This window comes from Streptomyces genisteinicus, assembly GCF_014489615.1.
In the GTDB taxonomy this organism is placed as follows: Bacteria; Actinomycetota; Actinomycetes; order Streptomycetales; family Streptomycetaceae; genus Streptomyces; species Streptomyces genisteinicus.
In genome coordinates, this window is sequence record NZ_CP060825.1 from 7,569,644 (window position 1) to 7,587,956 (window position 18,313).

14 protein-coding genes are annotated in these 18,313 nt (G+C 75.8%); 7 read left to right on the forward strand and 7 right to left on the reverse strand.

The window, feature by feature from the left end; all coding sequences use genetic code 11:
• The first annotated feature begins 19 nt into the window (after positions 1 to 19).
• Positions 20 to 1,825 carry an ABC transporter transmembrane domain-containing protein gene (locus IAG43_RS32360; protein ID WP_187744180.1) on the forward strand — a complete coding sequence of 602 codons (1,806 nt, stop codon included), beginning with the start codon at positions 20 to 22 and terminating at the stop codon, positions 1,823 to 1,825.
• A gap of 80 nt (positions 1,826 to 1,905) precedes the next feature.
• Entirely contained in the window at positions 1,906 to 3,828 is a 1,923-nt protein-coding gene (locus tag IAG43_RS32365; protein WP_223006013.1) for an ATP-binding cassette domain-containing protein, read from the forward strand.
• 8 nt (positions 3,829 to 3,836) lie between these two features.
• On the opposite strand, the gene IAG43_RS32370 is transcribed toward IAG43_RS32365, so the two are convergent.
• A complete protein-coding gene (locus IAG43_RS32370) occupies positions 3,837 to 4,475 on the reverse strand; it encodes a response regulator transcription factor (RefSeq protein ID WP_281403993.1) in 639 nt (212 codons plus the stop codon).
• A 355-nt stretch (positions 4,476 to 4,830) separates the two neighbouring features.
• Between IAG43_RS32370 and IAG43_RS32375 the strand changes: the two genes are divergently transcribed.
• The gene (locus tag IAG43_RS32375; RefSeq protein WP_187744181.1) at positions 4,831 to 5,892 is read left to right on the forward strand and encodes an ATP-binding protein; all 1,062 of its coding nucleotides are present in this window, start codon (positions 4,831 to 4,833) and stop codon (positions 5,890 to 5,892) included.
• Positions 5,889 to 7,706 carry a vWA domain-containing protein gene (locus IAG43_RS32380; RefSeq protein WP_187744182.1) on the forward strand — a complete coding sequence of 606 codons (1,818 nt, stop codon included), beginning with the start codon at positions 5,889 to 5,891 and terminating at the stop codon, positions 7,704 to 7,706. Before IAG43_RS32375 ends, IAG43_RS32380 begins: the two co-directional genes overlap by 4 nt.
• A 79-nt stretch (positions 7,707 to 7,785) precedes the next feature.
• On the opposite strand, the gene IAG43_RS32385 is transcribed toward IAG43_RS32380, so the two are convergent.
• On the reverse strand, positions 7,786 to 8,388 hold the full coding sequence (locus tag IAG43_RS32385; protein ID WP_187744183.1) for a GPP34 family phosphoprotein: 603 nt from the start codon (positions 8,386 to 8,388) through the stop codon (positions 7,786 to 7,788).
• A 411-nt stretch (positions 8,389 to 8,799) separates the two neighbouring features.
• On the opposite strand from IAG43_RS32385, the gene IAG43_RS32390 reads away from it, so the two are divergent.
• Entirely contained in the window at positions 8,800 to 10,539 is a 1,740-nt protein-coding gene (locus tag IAG43_RS32390) for an alpha-glucosidase (RefSeq protein WP_187744184.1), read from the forward strand.
• A gap of 340 nt (positions 10,540 to 10,879) precedes the next feature.
• Here the strand turns inward: IAG43_RS32390 and IAG43_RS32395 are convergent, their stop codons facing one another.
• Both IAG43_RS32395 and IAG43_RS32400 read right to left on the reverse strand, forming a co-directional pair.
• Positions 10,880 to 12,022 carry a polyprenyl synthetase family protein gene (locus IAG43_RS32395; protein WP_425508634.1) on the reverse strand — a complete coding sequence of 381 codons (1,143 nt, stop codon included), beginning with the start codon at positions 12,020 to 12,022 and terminating at the stop codon, positions 10,880 to 10,882.
• Positions 12,019 to 13,194 (reverse strand): tetratricopeptide repeat protein, encoded by a 1,176-nt coding sequence (locus tag IAG43_RS32400; protein ID WP_187744185.1) that lies wholly within the window; start codon positions 13,192 to 13,194, stop codon positions 12,019 to 12,021. Before IAG43_RS32400 ends, IAG43_RS32395 begins: the two co-directional genes overlap by 4 nt.
• A 326-nt stretch (positions 13,195 to 13,520) precedes the next feature.
• Here IAG43_RS32400 and IAG43_RS32405 point away from each other — a divergent pair, with 326 nt between their 5' ends.
• Together IAG43_RS32405 and tsaD are read left to right on the forward strand one after the other, a co-directional pair.
• The gene (locus IAG43_RS32405; protein WP_187744186.1) at positions 13,521 to 14,066 is read left to right on the forward strand and encodes a GNAT family N-acetyltransferase; all 546 of its coding nucleotides are present in this window, start codon (positions 13,521 to 13,523) and stop codon (positions 14,064 to 14,066) included.
• Between the two features lie 137 nt (positions 14,067 to 14,203).
• Positions 14,204 to 15,274, forward strand: coding sequence for a tRNA (adenosine(37)-N6)-threonylcarbamoyltransferase complex transferase subunit TsaD (tsaD, locus tag IAG43_RS32410; protein WP_187744187.1), 1,071 nt, complete (start codon positions 14,204 to 14,206; stop codon positions 15,272 to 15,274).
• Between the two features lie 268 nt (positions 15,275 to 15,542).
• Here tsaD and IAG43_RS32415 read toward each other — a convergent pair whose 3' ends face one another.
• The 3 genes from IAG43_RS32415 to IAG43_RS32425 all read right to left on the reverse strand — a co-directional run bounded on the left by IAG43_RS32415 (position 15,543) and on the right by IAG43_RS32425 (position 18,250).
• A complete protein-coding gene (locus tag IAG43_RS32415) occupies positions 15,543 to 16,289 on the reverse strand; it encodes an ABC transporter permease (RefSeq protein ID WP_246574817.1) in 747 nt (248 codons plus the stop codon).
• A gap of 98 nt (positions 16,290 to 16,387) precedes the next feature.
• Entirely contained in the window at positions 16,388 to 17,326 is a 939-nt protein-coding gene (locus IAG43_RS32420; RefSeq protein ID WP_187744189.1) for an ATP-binding cassette domain-containing protein, read from the reverse strand.
• Positions 17,327 to 17,539: 213 nt separating this feature from the next.
• Positions 17,540 to 18,250, reverse strand: coding sequence for a (2Fe-2S)-binding protein (locus IAG43_RS32425; protein ID WP_187744190.1), 711 nt, complete (start codon positions 18,248 to 18,250; stop codon positions 17,540 to 17,542).
• Positions 18,251 to 18,313 lie beyond the last annotated feature (63 nt).

Consider the following 18,313-nt stretch of genomic DNA (forward strand, 5'->3'; position numbering starts at 1 on the left):
CCGGCGGAAGGGGCAGCGGATGGCGTCGCCGACCGGTTCCGGGCGTCTGCTGCGCGGCGCGGCACGGCACACCGCCGTCCTCACCGTGCCGCTGCTGCTCTGCCAGATCGCCGGTGCGGCCGGCACACTCGCCGTCCCCGCCGTCGCCGGCCGGGCACTCGACCTGCTCCTGCGCGGGCACCCGGACGCCGGGACCTGGCTCCTGCTGGCAGCGGCGCTGATCGCCGCAGAGGTCCTGCTGGAGACCGCCGCCGTGCTGCTGACCCAGCTGACGGGAGCGCGCGCCACCGCATGGATCCGCCTGCGCGCCCTGACCGGCGTGCTCCGCACCGGCGTCGACCGTGCCGCCCCGCACTCCAGCGGTGACACCGCGGCCCGGCTGTGCGTCAACGCCACCGACGGCGGAGCCGCCCCGGCGGCCCTCGTACAGATGGCGACCTGCGCCATCGCACCGGTCGGCGCGCTCGTCGCACTCGTCCTCGTCGACCCCTGGACCGCCGCCGTCTTCGCTCTCGGCCTCCCGCTGCTCGTCCTGCTGCTGCGCGCGTTCGCCCAGGACTCCTCCGACGCCGTCGGCCGCTACCAACAGGCGCAGGGCACCGTCGCCGCCCGGCTCACCGAGGCCATGGGCGGGGCGCAGACCATCGCCGCCGCCGCCACGGCCCACCGCGAGCAGGAGCGCATCCTCGCCCCCCTCACCGACATGACGCGGCACGGCACCCGCATGTGGCTCGTCCACGGCAGGGCCGTGGCCCGCAGCGCGGTCCTCCTGCCGCTGCTCACCACCGCGGTGGTGGCGGTGGCGGGCACCAGACTCGCGGCCGGGCAGGTCAGCGTCGGCGAACTGCTGGCCCTCTCCCGCTACGCCGCGCTCGCCGCGGGCATCGGCGGGATCGCGGCGCCGCTCGGAGCCCTGATCCGCGCCCGCCGCGCGGCAGCCCGTACCGCGGAACTCGCCGACCTCCCGCCGATGCCCCACGGCACCGCGGTGCTGCCCGCCGCCGGGCGCGGCGATCTGGAACTGCGCGGCGTCGGCGTGGTCCGCGACGGCCTCACCCTGCTCGCGGACGTCACCGTCACCGTCCGGGGCGGGACGACCGCCGCCGTCGTCGGCCACTCCGGCTCCGGGAAGTCCACCCTGGCCGCCGTCGCGGGCCGTCTCATGGACTGCGACACGGGGCGCGTCCTGCTGGACGGAGTCGACGTCGCCGACCTGACCCGCGCCGAACTGCGCCGGGCCACCGCCCAGGCCTTCGCGAGGCCCGTCTTCGAGGAGGCGTTCCCCACGGTCGGCTCCGCCATCGCCGCCGGTGCCGGACCGCCGGCGGGCCCCGTCCCGCCCGGCGCGGTCCGCGCCGCGGCACGCGCCGCGAGCGCCGACACCTTCGTCCGCCTGCTGCCTCGCGGGTACGACACACCCCTGGGCGAAGCGCCGCTCTCCGGCGGCGAGTACCAACGCCTCGGCCTGGCAAGGGCGTTCGTCGGTACGCCGCGTCTGATGGTCCTGGACGACGCGACCTCCAGCCTCGACACGGTCACCGCGCGCCAGGTGGAGCACGCCCTGGCCACCTCGCTGCGCCCCTGCACGAAGCTGATCGTCGCCCACCGGGTCTCCACCGCGGCCCGTGCGGACCTGGTCGTCTGGCTGGAGGCGGGCCGGGTGCGCCGCTGCGCGCCCCACGGGGTGCTGTGGCAGGACCCCGGCTACCGCGCCGTGTTCTCGGCCGGTTCCCCGTCCGGACAGGCGGGGACCGCGCCGCCGCCGCCACGCGACTCCGGATCCGGCCGTGGCGCCGGGCGCGACGGCCGGAGGGCGGACCGGTGAGACGGACCACGCGGACCACACACCGCCCTGCGGCACGGCCGACGGCCGCCGTCCAGGGCGACGCACCAGGCGCCGGTGACGTGGAGTCCACCGACGCCGCCCCCGACGCGAAAGTTCACCCCGCCGCCGACGGGGCCTCCTCCGACGCCGCCGGGCAGCCCGACGCATCCGCACAGCCCGACGCCGCCGGGCAGCCCGTCGCGGGTGATCCGCCCTCCACCCGGCGTCTCACCCGTTCGGCCACCCGGTTCCTCGCCCGCCGCCGGGGCGCCGTCGTCCGGCTCGGCGCGTGGTCGGCCGCCGAGTCGGTGCAGACGTTCCTCGGCGGCTACTGCGTCGCCCGCTCCCTGGACGACGGATTCCTGCGGGGACAGACCGCGGCCGGGCTGCTCTGGCTCGTGTGCGCCGCTGCCGCGGTCCTCCTCGGCGGGCCCGTCATCCGGGGCGTCTTCGCCCAGCTCCCGCACCTGACCGAACCGCTGCGGGACGCTCTCGTGCGCCGGTCCGTCGCACACGCGCTGCACCGGGCCGCCACCGGAGGTCCGGCGGGGGACCCCGCCGCGGTGTCCCGGCTGACCAGTCAGACCGAGATCGCGCGCGACAGCTTCGCCGGACTGGTGCTGGCCGCCCGGTCCTTCGTCTTCGTGGCGGCGGGCGCGGTGGCCGGCCTCGTCGCCCTCGCCCCGCAGTTCCTCCTCGTCGTCCTCCCGCCGCTGGTCCTGGGGATCGTGCTCTTCACCGCCTCCCTCCTGCCCATGGCGCGAGCCCAGCACCGGTACCTCGACGCCGACGAGGCCGTCGGGCGCCGGGCCCAGGCCACCCGCGCCGCCCTGCGCGACACCGTGGCCTGCGGGGCACAGGAGCAGACCGCGGAGGCGAACCGCCGCGCCGTGGAGGAGGCGGCCGCCGCCCAGCGCGCCATGGCCCGCTGGGCGGCCGTGCGCACGCTCTGCGTGGCGACGGCGGGCCAGGCCCCGGTGCTCCTCCTGCTGGCCGCGACCCCGTGGCTGCTGCGCGAGGGCGTCGGCGCCGGTGCGGTGGTGGGGGCGTTCACCTACGTGCTCCAGGCGCTGCTGCCGGCGGTGCACACCCTGATGACCGTCCTCGGCACGGCGGGAGCCCGCCTGTTCGTGATCCTCGACCGCCTCACCCAACCCCTGCCCGGACAACCCCCCGCACCCGCGCAGCGCGCCGCCCTCCGCCCGGCCCCCGACGACCTCGGAACCCGCCCCGGTCACACCACCCCCGGCACCCCCGACGGTCCCGCCACCCGCGCCGGCCGGGCGCCGGCGCTGGAACTGCTCGGCGTCCGCGCCGCCTGGCACCCCGCCGCCCCCGCGGTCCTGGACGACCTCGACCTGACCGTGGAGGAGGGCCTGCACCTCGCGGTGGTCGGCCCCAGCGGCATCGGCAAGTCGACCCTCCTGCACGTCGCCGCCGGTCTGCTGACGCCCCGGCAGGGGGAGGTCAGGCTCCTCGGCCGCCCCGTGGCCGACCGTCACCCGCACCACCGTGCCGCCCTGCGCGTCCTCGTCCCCCAGGAGCCCTACGTCTTCACGGGCACCCTGCGCGACAACCTCCGCTATCTGCGTCCCGACGCCTCCCGCCCCGACGTCGACGCGACCGTGGCCGCCCTCGGGATCGGCCCGCTCGCCGACCGCCTCGGCGGGCTCGACCGGGAGCTCGACCCGCAGACCCTCTCCCTCGGTGAACGGCAGCTGATCGGCGTGGCGCGCGCCCATCTCTCCACGGCACGGCTGCTGCTGCTCGACGAAGCCACCTGCCACCTCGACCCCGCCGCCGAAGCCGTCGCCGAACGGGCCCTGCGCGAACGGCCGGGCGCCCTGGTCGTCGTCGCGCACCGGCTGTCGTCGGCGCTGCGCGCGGACCGCGTCCTCGTCCTCGACGGAACCCGGGCGCACTTCGGCACACACACCGAGCTCCTCGCGCGGTGCGCCCTCTACCGCGATCTGGTCGGGCACTGGAACGACGCCCGCACCTGATCAGCGGCTCACGTCCACCCCGCTCCCCGGGCGATCCGGACCGCGTCGATCCTGTTCCGCGCACCGACCTTGCGTATGACGCTCGCCATGTAGTTGCGCACCGTGCCGGGGGAGAGGTGCAGCGCCGCGGCTATCTGGGCGACCGGTTCCCCCTCGGCGGCCAGCGAGAGGACACTGAGCTCGCGCCGGGTCAGCGGCATCTCCGCCGCCTGCAGGAACCCCAGCGCGAGCGTGTCGTCGATGAACTGCCCGCCCCCGGCCACACACCGGACGGCCTCCAGCAGCCGCCGCTTCGAACCGTTCTTGTCCACGAACCCGGTCGCACCGGCGGCATGCGCCCGCCGCAGCACACCGGGCCGCTGGGCGGGCACGAGCGCCAGCAGCGCCGAACCGCCCGCCACCGTCCGCGACACCGCGCAGGACGCCAGGCACTCGGCGTCCGCGACGTACACGTCGGGCCCCGCCCCGGCGGGAGCCGCCTCGCGCGGCCAGTGCGGCAGCGACGCCACGACCCGCACCCCGCCCGACTCCAGTAACTCCGCCAACGCGGCCCGCAGCAGGCGCGCCTCGTAGACCACCGTCACTCCGATCATCCCCACCCCTTCGATGCGCCGCACGGCGTCCCCCGCCAGTGCGGCCCCTTCCATCCTGTGCCCCTGCGCCCCGGGGACGAACGCGCTGAGAGGCGCACAAGGGGCGCATTCGCAAGCGCACCGACCGGAATCGTTCGCCGGCACGGAAACGATCGCAGGCAGACGGCGTGCACCCGGTCCGCGGCGTTCGCCGAATGGCCGGATCACTGCACAGGGCGGGGCGTGCGCCGTCGGCGCGCGGGCGCGGGGTCCCCGGGACGGCGCACGCCCCGTCCCGTCCCGCCCCGGCGCCGGAAAACCAGCTGCGTCCACGGACCCGGTCCCCGCACACTGGGCGGGCCCGCTGCCGCCCGCTCACGGCGCCGACCGGGTCCCTCCCCGACCCCCTCCCGCAAAGGAACCGCCCCGCGTGCAGGCTGCCGTCACCGTCTCTCCCGCCCAGGTACCCGACCTGCTGCTGGGGCTCGCCACCGTGCGGCCCGTCTTCCTGTGGGGAGCGCCGGGGATCGGCAAGTCGTCGCTGGTGCGGGACTTCGCGCAGTCGCTCGGCCTGGAGTGCGTCAGCCTCCTCGGCACCCAGCTCGCGCCGGAGGACCTGATCGGCGTCCCCCAGATCCGCGACGGGCGGTCCGTCTTCTGCCCGCCCGAGGCCATCGCCCGCGACGAGCCGTACTGCCTCTTCCTCGACGAGCTCAACGCCGCCTCGCCCGACGTCCAGAAGGCGTTCTACTCGCTCATCCTGGACCGCCGCATCGGCTCCTACGAGCTGCCCGCGGGCTCCATCGTCGTCGGCGCCGGCAACCGCGCCACCGACAACGCCCTCGCGCGGCCCATCGCCTCCGCGCTCGTCAACCGCCTCACCCACGTCCATCTGCGCGCCTCGGCGGCGGACTGGCTGGTGTGGGCGGGGGAGAACGGCATCCACCCCTGGGTGACGGACTACCTCACCGACCGGCCCGACCACCTCTGGTCGCAGCCGCCCAAGACCGAGGAGCCGTTCTCCACCCCCCGCTCCTGGCACATGCTCTCCGACGCCCTGCACTCATTCGGCCGCGACATCGACGAGGACACGCTGCGGGTCGTCGTGCACGGCACCCTCACCCCGTCCCACGCCGTGTCCTTCTGCGGCTACGCCAAGATCGTCCGCCACACCTTCGGCATCGAGGCGATCCTCAAGGGCGACGCCTCCTGGCCCAACCGCCTGGAGGACCGCGACCTGCTCTACTACCTGGCCGACGCGTTCCGCGGCCGGCTCGTCCGGGAACTCCCCCGGCAGAAGGAGCACGTCTCGCCGTCGATGCGCCAGACCGCCTACCGGGCCAAGGCGCTCCTCGTGCAGCTCGCCGAGATATCGGTCGAGGTCGCCCAGACCGTCATCGCCGACGACGCCGACGGACTGCCCGTCCTGCCCGCCTGGTTCCTCGTGGAGGCCGCCCGCGACATGCCGCGGCTGGTGGAGGCCCGCCGGTGAGCGGAGCACGCCGTTCCGGCGGCAGGAAGGGCGGCGCCCCCGACCCGGCGGCCGAGGCGTTCGCCGCCGGAGTCGCGCTGGTGAAGCGCAATCCCGCGCTGGCCGCCGTCGAGGCGGAGATCTGCCGTCAGAAGGAGTGCGGCCGCACCCCGGCGGGCGGCCTGGCCGCCGTGGACTCGGACGGCACCGTGCACGTCCACCCCACCCGCCGCGCCGAGCCCGAGACCTGGGCCTGGAGCATCGCGCACTGCCTGCTCCACCTCGGCTTCGGCCATGTGCCCGCCGCCCGGGACAGGGGGCGCGAGCAGCCCGACGAGTACACCCGCGCCGCACGCTGCACGGTCGTCAACCGCTTCCTGCTGACCTTCCCCGTCGGCCGTGCCCCCGACCATCTGCCCGCGGCGTACCCCGGCGGCGACGAGGACGAACTCGCGGCCCGCTGGCGTCGCGACGGCATTCCGCCCGGATGCCGGGACTGCGGAGCCGCGGACGGGCACCCGGACCAGCTCCTCGTCCCCTGGCCCGTGTGGAAGGACGGCGTGCCGCCGGACTGGGAGACCGCGTTCGCCCACGCGCTCACCCGGAGCGTCTCCGCCTCCATGGACGTCGCGGGCGGCCGCCGCGACCGCACCACGGGAGAACGGCTGCCCCAGCGCCCCTGGGACGCGGCGCTCAACTGGTTCGTGTCGTCGTACCCGCTGCTCGGCGGCCTCGCCGCCGGGCTCACCGTCGTCGCCGACGCCGAACTCGCCCGCGCCCAGGACATCTCGATCGCCGCGGTCAGCTCCACCGCGGGCGAGATCTACATCAATCCGCTGCGCGCGTTCACCGACGAGGAGTGGCGTTTCGTGCTGGCCCACGAGATGCTGCACGCCGCCCTGCGCCACGGCGAACGGCGCGGCCCGCGCGACGCGCTGCTGTTCAACGTCGCCGCCGACTTCGTCGTCAACGGCTGGCTCGTCGAGATGCGCGTGGGGCACATGCCCGAGGGCCTCCTCCACGACCCGCAGCTGGCGGGCCTCTCGGTGGAGGAGGTGTACGACCGCATCGTCACCGGCATGCGCCGCCGCCGCTTCACCACCCTGCGCGGCAGGGACGCCGGGGACATCATCGGCGAGCCCTTCCCGCACGCCGCCTCCCGCCCGTACACGGACCTCGACGACTTCTACCGCCGAGGGCTCGCTCAGGGATTCGAACTCCACGGCGCGGGGGGCCGCGGACTGCTGCCCGCCGGGCTCGTGGAGGAGATCCGCGCCCTCGCGCATCCCCCGGTGCCGTGGGACGCGCGACTCGCCCGCTGGTTCGACGAGTACGTGCCCCGCCCGGAGCCGCTGCGCTCCTACGCCCGGCCGTCGCGCCGCCAGGCGTCCACCCCGGGCATCCCGCGCGCAGCACGGTACTTCCCCCAGGAGGCGACCCCGCGCTGCACCTTCGGCGTCGTGCTCGACACCTCCGGATCCATGAACACACGGCTCCTCGGCAAAGCCCTCGGAGCCATCGCCTCCTACGCCGAGGCGCGCGACGTGCCCGCCGCCAGGGTCGTGTTCTGCGACGCCTCGGCCCACGACGCCGGGTACCTGCCCCCGGCCGAGATCGCGGGCAGGGTCCGCGTCCGCGGTCGCGGCGGGACCGTCCTCCAGCCGGGGATCGACCTCCTGGCGCGTGCCGCCGACTTCCCGCCCGCAGCCCCCGTCCTGATCATCACCGACGGCTGGTGCGACGTGCTGCGGGTGCGACCGGAGCACGCCTACCTGCTTCCGGCGGGATCGTCGCTTCCGTTCACTGCGCGGGGACCGGTGTTCCGTCTCACCTGAGCGCCGTCAGGGCGGCCCGCCGCGACCGCGACCGCCCCGGCCGGCTACGCGGCGGGGGAGCGGGGCAGAGCGCGCCGGCTCACGGGCCGCGCCAGACGTTGGCGAACGCGGCGTTCTCGATGGTCCGCCGCTGACGCACCGCCTCCAGCTCCATCACCGCGTCGTGGACGGCGGCGACCACGGTCGTCGCGACGTCGTCCCCGGGCTCCGCCTCGCCCGCGACGTCCCCGCCGGCGATACCCACGGCGGCGGCGAGCGCGAGCAGCACGGGGTCCGCCTCCGCCCAGCGGCCCGCGGCACGGCGGCGGGCCGGCGTGTCGGCCGGCTCCACGCGCCGCGCGCCGAACAGCGACCGGCCGCGCCGCGCACCGGTCAGTTCGCCGTCCGCCTCCAGCGCGGCCTGGTAGGCGGCCGCCAGGTCGCGGCCCCGGCGCCAGAGCCAGTCCTCGACCCGCTCGTACGGCTCGCGCCGGGTGAGCTGTGCCGCCGCGTCCCCGAGAAGACGGTCGTCCGGTGCCGCGCCGCCCGGGACGACGCGGTCGCCGTCCAGGGTGACGGCCCCCGCGCCCGCGAGATCGATCAGCTCGGCTCCCGCGAGCGCGAGCGACAGGTCGCCCTGCCCCACCTCGTGGTCCTGCCTGGTGTCCATGGCGATGATGAACAGGTCCTTCGCCGTGGTCATGGACGGCTCCCCTCGCTGACGGCGGCGGCCCCGCCGCTCCGCCGGAGCGGCGGACGGCCGCCGGGGCCGGGCTCACTCCCGGTCGGGCGGACGTACACCTCACCGGGTCCAACGTGCCCGGGGCGGCCCGGATTCCCGGTACCGCCCTCCTGCGGGCAGCTTCCGCCGCGGCCCCCGGCCCGGGCCGGGCAGCAGGACCGCGGCACCCCCGATGCGGCGAAACGCCGCGCGGCGGGGCGCCGGAGCCGGATCATGGGCGCGGGGAACGGTGGAACCCGCCGGCCGCGGGGCCCGCGCAGGGGGAGCGGCAGCCGACCGGCGTCGCCGAGCCCGCCCCCGGCGGCACGAGGCCGGAACCGGCCGGCCCCGACGGGAGACCGGCACCATGACGACAGACGAGGAGGCCGCGCGATGCCCGTGAACGGACCCGCCCCCGCCGACGACTGGTGGCGCACCGCGGTCGTCTACCAGATCTACCCGCGCAGCTTCGCCGACTCCGACGCGGACGGGATCGGGGATCTCAGGGGCATCACCGCACGCCTCGACCACCTCGCCGAACTCGGCGCCGACGTGCTCTGGCTCTCCCCGGTCCAGCCGTCGCCGCAGGCCGACAACGGCTACGACATCAGCGACTACCAGGACATCGACCCGGTCTTCGGCACCCTCGCCGACTTCGACCGCCTCCTGGCCGCCGTCCACCGGCGCGGCATGAGGCTCGTCATGGACCTCGTCGTCAACCACACCTCCGACGAGCACCCCTGGTTCACCGCCTCGCGCGACGGCGGCGCCACCGGCCCGCTGCGCGACTGGTACATCTGGCGGCCGGCCCGCGACGGAACGCGGCCGGGCACCCCCGGCGCGGAACCCAACAACTGGGGCTCCTTCTTCTCCGGCCCCGCCTGGACGTACGACGAGCCGAGCGGCGAGTACTACCTGCACCTGTTCTCCCGCAAGCAGCCCGACCTCAACTGGGAGAACCCGGCCGTCCGCCGGGCCGTCCACGCCATGATGCGCTGGTGGCTGGAGCGCGGTGTCGACGGCTTCCGCATGGATGTCGTCAACCTCCTCTCCAAGGCCCCCGGCCTGCCCGACGGCGTCGTCCGCGAAGGAAGCCGCCACGGGGACGGCGGTCCCCACTACATCTGCGGCCCCCGCATCCACGAGTACCTCGCCGAGATGCACCGCGAGGTGTTCGCGGACCGTCCCGGCGGGCTGATGACCGTCGGCGAGATGCCCGGCGTCACCGTCGAGGAGGCCCGGCTCTTCACCGACCCCGCCCGCCGCGAGGTCGACATGGTGTTCCAGTTCGAGCACGTCGGCCTCGACCAGGGACCGGGCGGCAAGTTCGACGTCCGCCCGCTGCGGCTGACCGACCTCAAGACGAGCCTCGGACGCTGGCAGAGCGGCCTCGCCGGCACCGGCTGGAACAGCCTCTACTGGAACAACCACGACCAGCCCCGCGCCGTGTCCCGCTTCGGCGACGACAGCCCCGCGCACCGCGAGCGCTCCGCCAAGCTCCTGGCCACCGTGCTCCACCTCCACCGCGGCACGCCCTACGTCTACCAGGGCGAGGAACTCGGCATGGCCAACGCCCCCTTCACCGCGATCGGCGACTTCCGCGACATCGAGTCCCTGAACCACCACGCCGAGCAGCTCGCCCTCGGCGCCGACGAGGAGCGAGTCCTGGCCGGGCTGCGCGACCGGGGCCGGGACAACGCCCGCACCCCCATGCAGTGGGACGCCACCGAGCACGCCGGGTTCACCACCGGCACGCCGTGGATCGCGGTCAACCCCGACCACCGCACCGTCAACGCCGGGGCCCAGCGCGCCGACCCCGGCTCCGTCTTCCACCACTACCGCCGGCTCATCGCCCTGCGCCACACGGAACCGGCGGTCACCCACGGCGACTTCCGCATGCTCCACCCCGCCCACGAGCAGCTCTACGCCTTCACCCGCCACCACGCGGCATCCGGCACCGAACTGCTCGTGCTCGCCAACTTCGGCGCGAGCGACCTCACCGTCGACCTGCCCGAGGGCTGGGAGGACAGCGAGACCCTTCTCGCCAACGTGCCCGCCTCCCCGGCCCTCGGCCCCCGCCGCACCCTGCGCGCGTGGGAAGCCCGCGTCCACCGCCGTCACCACCCGGCCTGACGGCGCCCCGCCCGGCGGCCCCGGCGCCCCGGGGTCCGGCCGGCCCCCGGGCCCGTATCCCGCCCCACCGTGCCCACCGCCCCCCGGGCCCCGGCCCCGGTCACGCCCGACCGCGTCCGGCGGTCCCGTGTCCCGCCCCATCGCGTCCCGGCCGGAGTCCGGCGAAGCCGTGTCCGCCCCCGCGCCCATCGTGCCGCCCGGGGCCCGCGGGGACGCGTCCGCCGTGTCCCTCCGTGTCCGCCGTCCTCCCGCCGCCCCCGGCCCGGAACCGCCGCCCTCGGCCCGGCCCTCCGTGTCCCGCCCGGGCCCGCCGTCCCCGGCCCGGAACCGCCCGACCCGTTCAGCAGGTGCGTCCGTACAGCCGGGTGAGCAGACGGTCGAGGGCATGTGCCGGCCCCGGTGCGAGCGGCACCGCGCGCAGACAGGCGCGGGCGGCGCCGAGACGGCGCGCGGCCTCGGCCAGGGCTGCCGCCCGTCCTCCCGCCGCCTCCGTCAGCGCTGCGACACGCGCCACGCGGCGGTCCTCCTCCCCGCCGTCGCGAGAACGTGCCGCACCGCCGTTCCGGCCGTTCGCACCGGACGAAGGCGGGCCCGACTCCGCCAGCAGACCGCGGAGTTCACGCGCCGCACGGCCCCCGCCCGCGAGCGCGGCGAGTACCGGGTAGCTCTTCTTCCGGCGCCGCAGATCGCCGTGGACCGGCTTCCCCGTCTCGGCCGGGTCGCCCCAGATGCCGAGGACGTCGTCGACGAGCTGGAACGCCACCCCGGCGTGCCGGCCCATCGCGTCGAGGGCATCCACGGTGTCGTCGTCCGCACCGCCGAGGAGCGCTCCCGTCGCCACCGCGCACCCCAGCAGGGAACCGGTCTTGAGCTCCGCGGTCACCGCGTACTCCCCGGTGTCCACCGCGCCCGCACCGTGCCAGGGCCGGTCCTCCGCCGCCAGGTCCCGCGCCTGCCCGTGGACGAGCCCGCTCAGCGCCACCGACAGCCGGCGCATCGCCGCGGGCGCCACCCCGTCCGGCGTGAGCGCCACCGTCCGCACCGCGAGCGCGAACAGAGCGTCCCCCGTGAGGACCGCCGGGCCCGTCCCGTACGCGGCCCAGAGGGCCGGCCTCCCACGGCGCGTCTCGTCCCCGTCCATCAGATCGTCGTGCAGCAGGGAGAACGCGTGGACGAGCTCGACCGCGACGGCCCCCGGCACCCCCGCCTTCCCGGGGGCCCCGGCCGCCTCCGCGCCGAGCACCGCGAGCGTCTGGCGCACCCCCTTGCCGGGCGACGCGCCGGGCGCGGGCGTGCCGCCCACGTCCCGCCAGCCGACGGCGTACGCCGCCATCCGGGCGGTCCACGGGTCGAGTTCACCGAGGGCCAGGGCCAGGGCGGGACGGACCAGCTCCCGGCAGCGCTCCAGGTCCTGCCCGGCAGCGCCGCCGAAGGCGCGCGAGCCCGGGGCCCGGACGGCGGCGACGGATCGGGCCGGGCTCACCGGGCCGCCCCCGCCGCCCCGGCCCGCGGCGCGGCGTCTGCGCCGGGGGGCGCCTCGACGCCCAGTTCCGCGGCCGCCCGCGCGATCACCCGGTCCGCGTGCAGCAGTCCGATGCGCCGCAGTTCACGGTGGAGCTCCGCCAGCTCCGCGGCCGTTCCGGCGGAGTCCCGGCCCAGCCGGGCCCGCGACTTCAGCAGCCCCAGCCGGGCCAGTGCCGTCCCCCGTGCCTCGCCCATCTCCTGGAACCGTGCGAGCGCGCCGGCGTACTCGTCCCGGGCCTCCGCGTACCGCCCCGCCCGGTAGAGCACGTTGCCGCGCATCTTGCGGTTGTAGGCGAGCGCACCGGCCAGCCGGATCTCCCTGCACAGGGTCTCGGCCTCGGACAGCAGGCCGAGCGCCTTCTCCACATCGCCGTCGCGGGCCGAGAGCACGTCCGCGACGCCGCGCAGCGCCCAGGCCCGGCCCCGCCGGTCGTCCGCCCGCAGCGCGGTCTCCGCGGCCTCCTCGAACAGCGCCAGCGCCGTGTCGTAGGAGCCGGTGTTGCGGTGCATCTGCGCGATACCCTCCAGCGCCCACACCGCGTGCCGGGCCTCGCCGCGGCGGCGTGCCTCGTCGAGGAGCTGTTCGTGCAGCCGGCCCACGGCCGCGTAGTCGCCCTGGATCCGGCCGGTCTCCGCCAGCCCGGCGAGCGAGTAGCCGCGGGCGACGATGTCGTCGCCCCGTTCGCCCAGGTCGGCGGCGATACGCAGCAGCCGGTAGGCGAGAGGGAGCGCGCCGCGCTGGCGGGCGAGGGTGCCGCCGCTCCAGGCGGCCCAGGCCATCCCGCCGAGGTCGCCGGCCGCGCGGGCGGAGCGGTAGCTGGCCTTCCAGATCCGCTCGGCGTCCTCGACCCGCCCCAGCCGGCGGTACGCCTCGGCGACGGCTATCCCGCAGCGGGCCGCCTCCCGGTGGTCGCCCGACTCCTCGGCCGCGCGCAGTTCCGCGAGGCCCCGCTCGACCACCTCGGGCAGGGCGGAGTTGACCGACAGGGCACCCAGCGCCCCCTGGTACTCGGGTGCGAACGCCTTCCCGGCCGCCCGCTCCCCGCCCGTCGCCGGCCCGCCCGCGCCCTCCCCGCCCGTCGCCGCCGTCCCCGTGCCCCGCCGCACGGCCGTCCTGTGATGAACCGTCATGTCTCCGCCTTCCCAGCTCGGTGATCATGACGTTAGGCGGGGGAGGAGGCCCCTGTAGTCCCCCTGCGTGACCGTCCCGGCGTCCCTCCCCAGGCCTACGGGAGCCGGGGCCGTAGGCATCCGGTCGTACGACGTCCGGCCGGTCGCCGGAGGGCGGAGCGACCCGGCCCGCCGGGCGCTCACGCGGCCACCCGGGCCGCGCGCCCCTTCCCCGGCGGCGTTCCCGCGGTACGCCGGACGTCCTGGCCGCCGGGACGCCCCGCCTCGTGCGCGGGTGCTGCGGACCACCCGTGCCACCCGCCGCGCGCGGCCTCTACCGTGGGCGCATGACGACGACGCCCCGGGTCGAACTGCACCCACTCACCCTTGCCGACCAGGACGAGTTCTGCGCCCTCGTCAGGGCCAGCGCCCCGCTCCACGGCCCGTGGATGCGACTCCCCGCGACGGGCGAGGAGTTCCGCCTCTGGATGCGCCGCTTCGACGACGGCACCAACAAGGGTCTGCTGATCCGCGTCCGCGAGACCGGCGAACTGGCGGGCACCGTCAACATCAACTCGATCATCCGCGGCCGGTACCAGGGCGCCTCCCTCGGCTACGCCGGCTTCGCCCCCTCCGCCGGACGCGGCTACATGACCGAAGGCGTCGCCGCCGTCATGCACCACGCCTTCACCGAGCTCCGGCTCCACCGGCTGGAGGCGAGCATCCAGCCGTCGAACACGGCCTCGCGCGCCCTGGTCAAGCGGCTGGGCTTCCGCTTCGAAGGCGTGTCGCCCGCCTACCTCTACATCGACGGCGCATGGCGCGACCACGAACGCTGGGCCGCCTCGGCCCCGGAACCCTGGACACCGGACCCGACCCTTCCCGAGGTGTGATCCCACCTCCCCACCCGCAACCGGCCCACCCGCCCGCCACTCCGCCGGCCGGGGCCGGCACGCGGAGGGCCCCGCCCCTTGTTGCACATATATTGCAGGTGCAGACGGCGAGCAGTAAGGCAAGGGAGTGTGGGGCGATGGCCGGGCCGGTGGTGCTGGGGATCGAGTCGTCGTGCGACGAGACCGGTGCGGGGATCGTCCGCGACGGAGAGCTGCTGGCGCACGTCGTGGCGTCGAGCATGGACGAACACGCCCGCTTCGGCGGTGTCGTGCCCGAGATCGCGGCTCGTGCCCATCTGCAGGCGTTCAACCCGGTGGTCCGGCGCGCCCTCGACGAGGCGGGGCTGCGGCCGGGGCAGATCGATGCCGTCGCCGTGACGACCGGCCCCGGACTCTCCGGAGCCCTCCAGGTGGGGCTGGCGGGGGCGAAGACGTTCGCCTACGCGGCCGGGATCCCGCTCTACGGTGTGCACCACCTCGCGGGTCATGTGGCCGCGGACACCCTGGACCACGGGCCGCTGCCGTCCCCGTGCGTGGTGCTCATCGTCTCCGGCGGCCACACCTCCCTGCTCCTGGTGCGGGACCTCGTGCGGGATCCGATCCTGCACCTCGGCGACACCCTCGACGACGCCGCGGGGGAGTGCTTCGACAAGGTCGCCCGGATCCTCGGGCTGCCCTACCCGGGCGGCCCCGCGATCGACCGGGCGGCGAAGGACGGCGACCCCCTCGCCGTGCGGTTCCCCCGGCCGCTGACCCGGCCCGGCGACGACCCCTACGCCTTCTCCTTCTCGGGGCTGAAGACGGCAGCGGCCCGCTGGGTCGAACAGCACCGGCTGCGCGGGGAGGAACCACCCGTCGCCGACGGAGCGGCCGCGCTCCAGGAGGCGGTCGCCGACGTGCTGACCCGCAAGGCCCTCGCGGCCTGCCGCGCCCACGACGTCAGGACGCTCGTCGTCGTCGGCGGAGTGGCGGCCAACTCCCGCGTCCGGGGTCTCGCCGAGAAGCGCTGCGCCTCGGCCGGCGTCGAGCTGCGGGTGCCCGCGATGACGCTGTGCACCGACAACGGAGCCATGATCGCCGCGGTGGGAGACCTGCTGGCGCGCGCCGGGGCGGAACCTGCTCCGCTCGACGTGTCCGTCGACCCCTCCGCACCGCTGGAGTACGCCACGCTCAACCCGGTGGCCGCGTCGCCGCCCCGGGCCGCCTGACGAGTACCGCCACGCGCCCCGCAGGGCCCGGCTCGGCGCGGCGCCCGCGGCGGAGGGGCCCCGTACCCCGGCCCGTGGCGTGCGCGACCGGCTCCCGGACGCCCGGGTCGAGGTCGCCTCCGCCCCCGGAGCGTCCCGGCAGCCCGCCCCGCCGGCCGATCCCTGAGCGGCCCGGCCACCCCGGCCCGGCCGACCGGGTCCGGCCACCCCGGCCACTTCGGGCCCGACCGCCGGCCACGCACACCCCCGAGCCCGGGGCGGGCGACGGTCAGCGGCTGAGTCCCCGGAACCGCCGCACGGCCAGCGGGAAGAACACCGCGACCAGCACGCAGGGCCAGGCGACGGCGAGGAGTTCCGCGTGCGTCGCGGCCCAGGAATCGCCCGCGGCCACCGGGTTGCCGAACAGACCGCGGACCGCGGTGGCCGTCGCCGACATCGGGTTCCACTCCACGACCGCGCCCAGCCACGACGGCATCGACGCCGGGGAGGCGATGGCGTTGGACAGGAAGGCGACCGGCCACACCAGGATCTGCACGGCCTGCACCAGTTCCGGCCGGCCCGCGACCATCGCCAGATGGATGCCGGCCCAGAGCATCGCGAACCGCAGCAGCAGCAACAGCCCCACCGCGCCCAGGAACGCGGCGAACCCGCCGTGCCAGCGCCAGCCGATCACCCACCCGACCGCGATCATCACGCCCAGTCCGACCACCGACTGCAGCATGTCGGCGACGCTCCGCCCGACCAGGATGGCGCCGGACGCCATCGGCATCGTCCGGAACCGGTCGACGACGCCCTTGCCCAGGTCCTGGGTCACGGCGAGCATCGTGGCCTCCAGGCCGAAGGCCATGGTCATGGTGAGCATGCCGGGCACCAGGTACTCCGTGAACTCACCGTCGACACCCCGCCCGCCGCCGATCAGGTAGCTGAACATCAGCAGCATCATCACCGGGAAGGCCAGCCCGACGACCACCTGCACGGGCTGGCGTGCCCAGTGGGCCAGCTCGCGCCGGGTCATGGTCCAGGAGTCGACCACCGCCCACCGCAGCCCGGACACGCCGGTGCCCGTGGCGGGCGCCGGCACGGCGCCTGTCGGCTTCACGTCCTGTGCCAAGCTCATGCCGCCTCCTCCTTCGTCAGGTGCATGAACACCTCGTCGAGCGTGGGCCGCCGCACCGCGACGTCCTCCGCCTCGATCCCGGCCGCCTGAAGTGCCCGCACGGTCGCGGTCAGCGCGGCCATCCGGTCGCCGACCGGGGAGCTGACGAGCCGTCGGGCCTCGTCCACCGTCGCCTCCCCGGGCAGCAGCGACGCGGCCCGGGCCAGCCCCTCCGGGTCGCGCAGGACCACGTCGACGCGGTCGCCGCCCGTCATGGTCTTCAGCTCGTCCGCCGTGCCCTGGGCGATCACCCGACCGTGGTGGACCACCGCGATCCGGTCGGCCAGCTGATCGGCCTCCTCCAGGTACTGGGTGGTCAGAAGCACGGTCGTGCCGCCCCCGACCAGTGCGCGGACCGAGTTCCACACCTCCGTGCGGCCGCGGGGGTCCAGTCCCGTGGTGGGCTCGTCGAGGAAGAGCACCTCCGGTTCGCAGATGAGGGAGGCCGCGAGGTCGAGCCGCCTCCGCATCCCGCCGCTGTACTGCCTGACCGCCTTCGTCCCGGTGTCGGCCAGCCCGAACCGGTCCAGCAGTTCACCGGCGCGGGTCCGCGCCCCGCGCGCTCCCAGATGGTGCAGGCGGCCGAACATCTCCAGGTTCTGACGCCCGCTCAGCTCCTCGTCGACGGCCGCGTTCTGGCCGAGCAGCCCGATCCGGGAGCGGACCTGCGCGGGGTGGCGCCGGGCGTCGATCCCCGCCACCTCCACGCGGCCCTCGTCGGGGCGCAGCAGCGTCGACATGACGCGGACCGCGGTGGTCTTGCCCGCGCCGTTCGGGCCGAGCACCGCCTGCACCGTGCCCCGGGCGACAGTGAGCCCCAGGCCGTCCAGCGCCTGCTTGTCCCCGTATCTCTTCCGCAGTCCTTCGACGACGATCGCCGGATCGCGCTCACTCACGGCGTTCTCCTCCGCACCATGCTGGCTAATCAAACTTGACTACCTTGGGAAGGTAGCGCACACCCCGAGCATTGGTCAAACTTGATTACCCTTGCTGTCGTGACGCCGTCCGGCCGCCGTGCCGACGGCTCCGGCCGTGCCGACGGCTCCGACGGTGTCGGCGGCTGCGACCGCGCCGGCGACTTCGGCCCCGCGGCGGGCTGGGCCGCGTGGTCACCCGCGCTGCCGCGCGGCCTCCCGGTCCGTGAGGCAGCAGTCCCCGCACGTCGAGCCGTTCGGAGCGCGGTAGTAGAGGCAGCAACTGCGGCGGCGGAAGGCGAGACCGGGGCCGGTGACGGTGCCCGTCCCCGCCAGCCGCCCGGTGCTCAGCAGCGTGGTCGTCAGACCGGTGAGCCGGTCCCGTACGGAAGGGTGGGACGTCAGGAGCACCTGGGCCGAACCCGCGAGCGCCGACGCGGCGTTGCCGTCGAGCAGGCGTGGGGCGACCTTGACGTCCAGACCGTCGCGCAGGGCCAGCAGATGACCCATCACCTGGTCGTACAGGGCCGCCGCCGGATCCGGCAGGCGGTCGGCGTACCAGCCGGCCGGACGCGGCAGCCGCAGGGCCGGCCCGTCGTCCGCCCGCTGCAGTCCGCTCAGGTCGAGCACGATGCCGTGGAGCACCGCGCAGGCGAGGACCGGTGACCAGAGGCGAGCCGCGTGACCGAGCTGCGCTATGGAGACGTCGATGCGCGGTTCGGTGGTGCGGTGGCGCCGTGCGACGGCTTCGGCGAGGTCGCCGAAGCCCCGCGCGTAGGCGTCGGCGACCGGATGCCAGCCGTCGCCCGGCCCGCCGGTGTGCAGGACGAAGAATCCCCCGATGCCCGCGACGTCGCGCAGGGCGTCGGCGACGTCCTCGGCGGCCGGCCGGCGGGTGGTGGTCATACGGCATGCCGCCTTCCGGTCGCGGTGCGCGCCCCACGGTCCGTCCCGGGGCGCAGCGGCAGC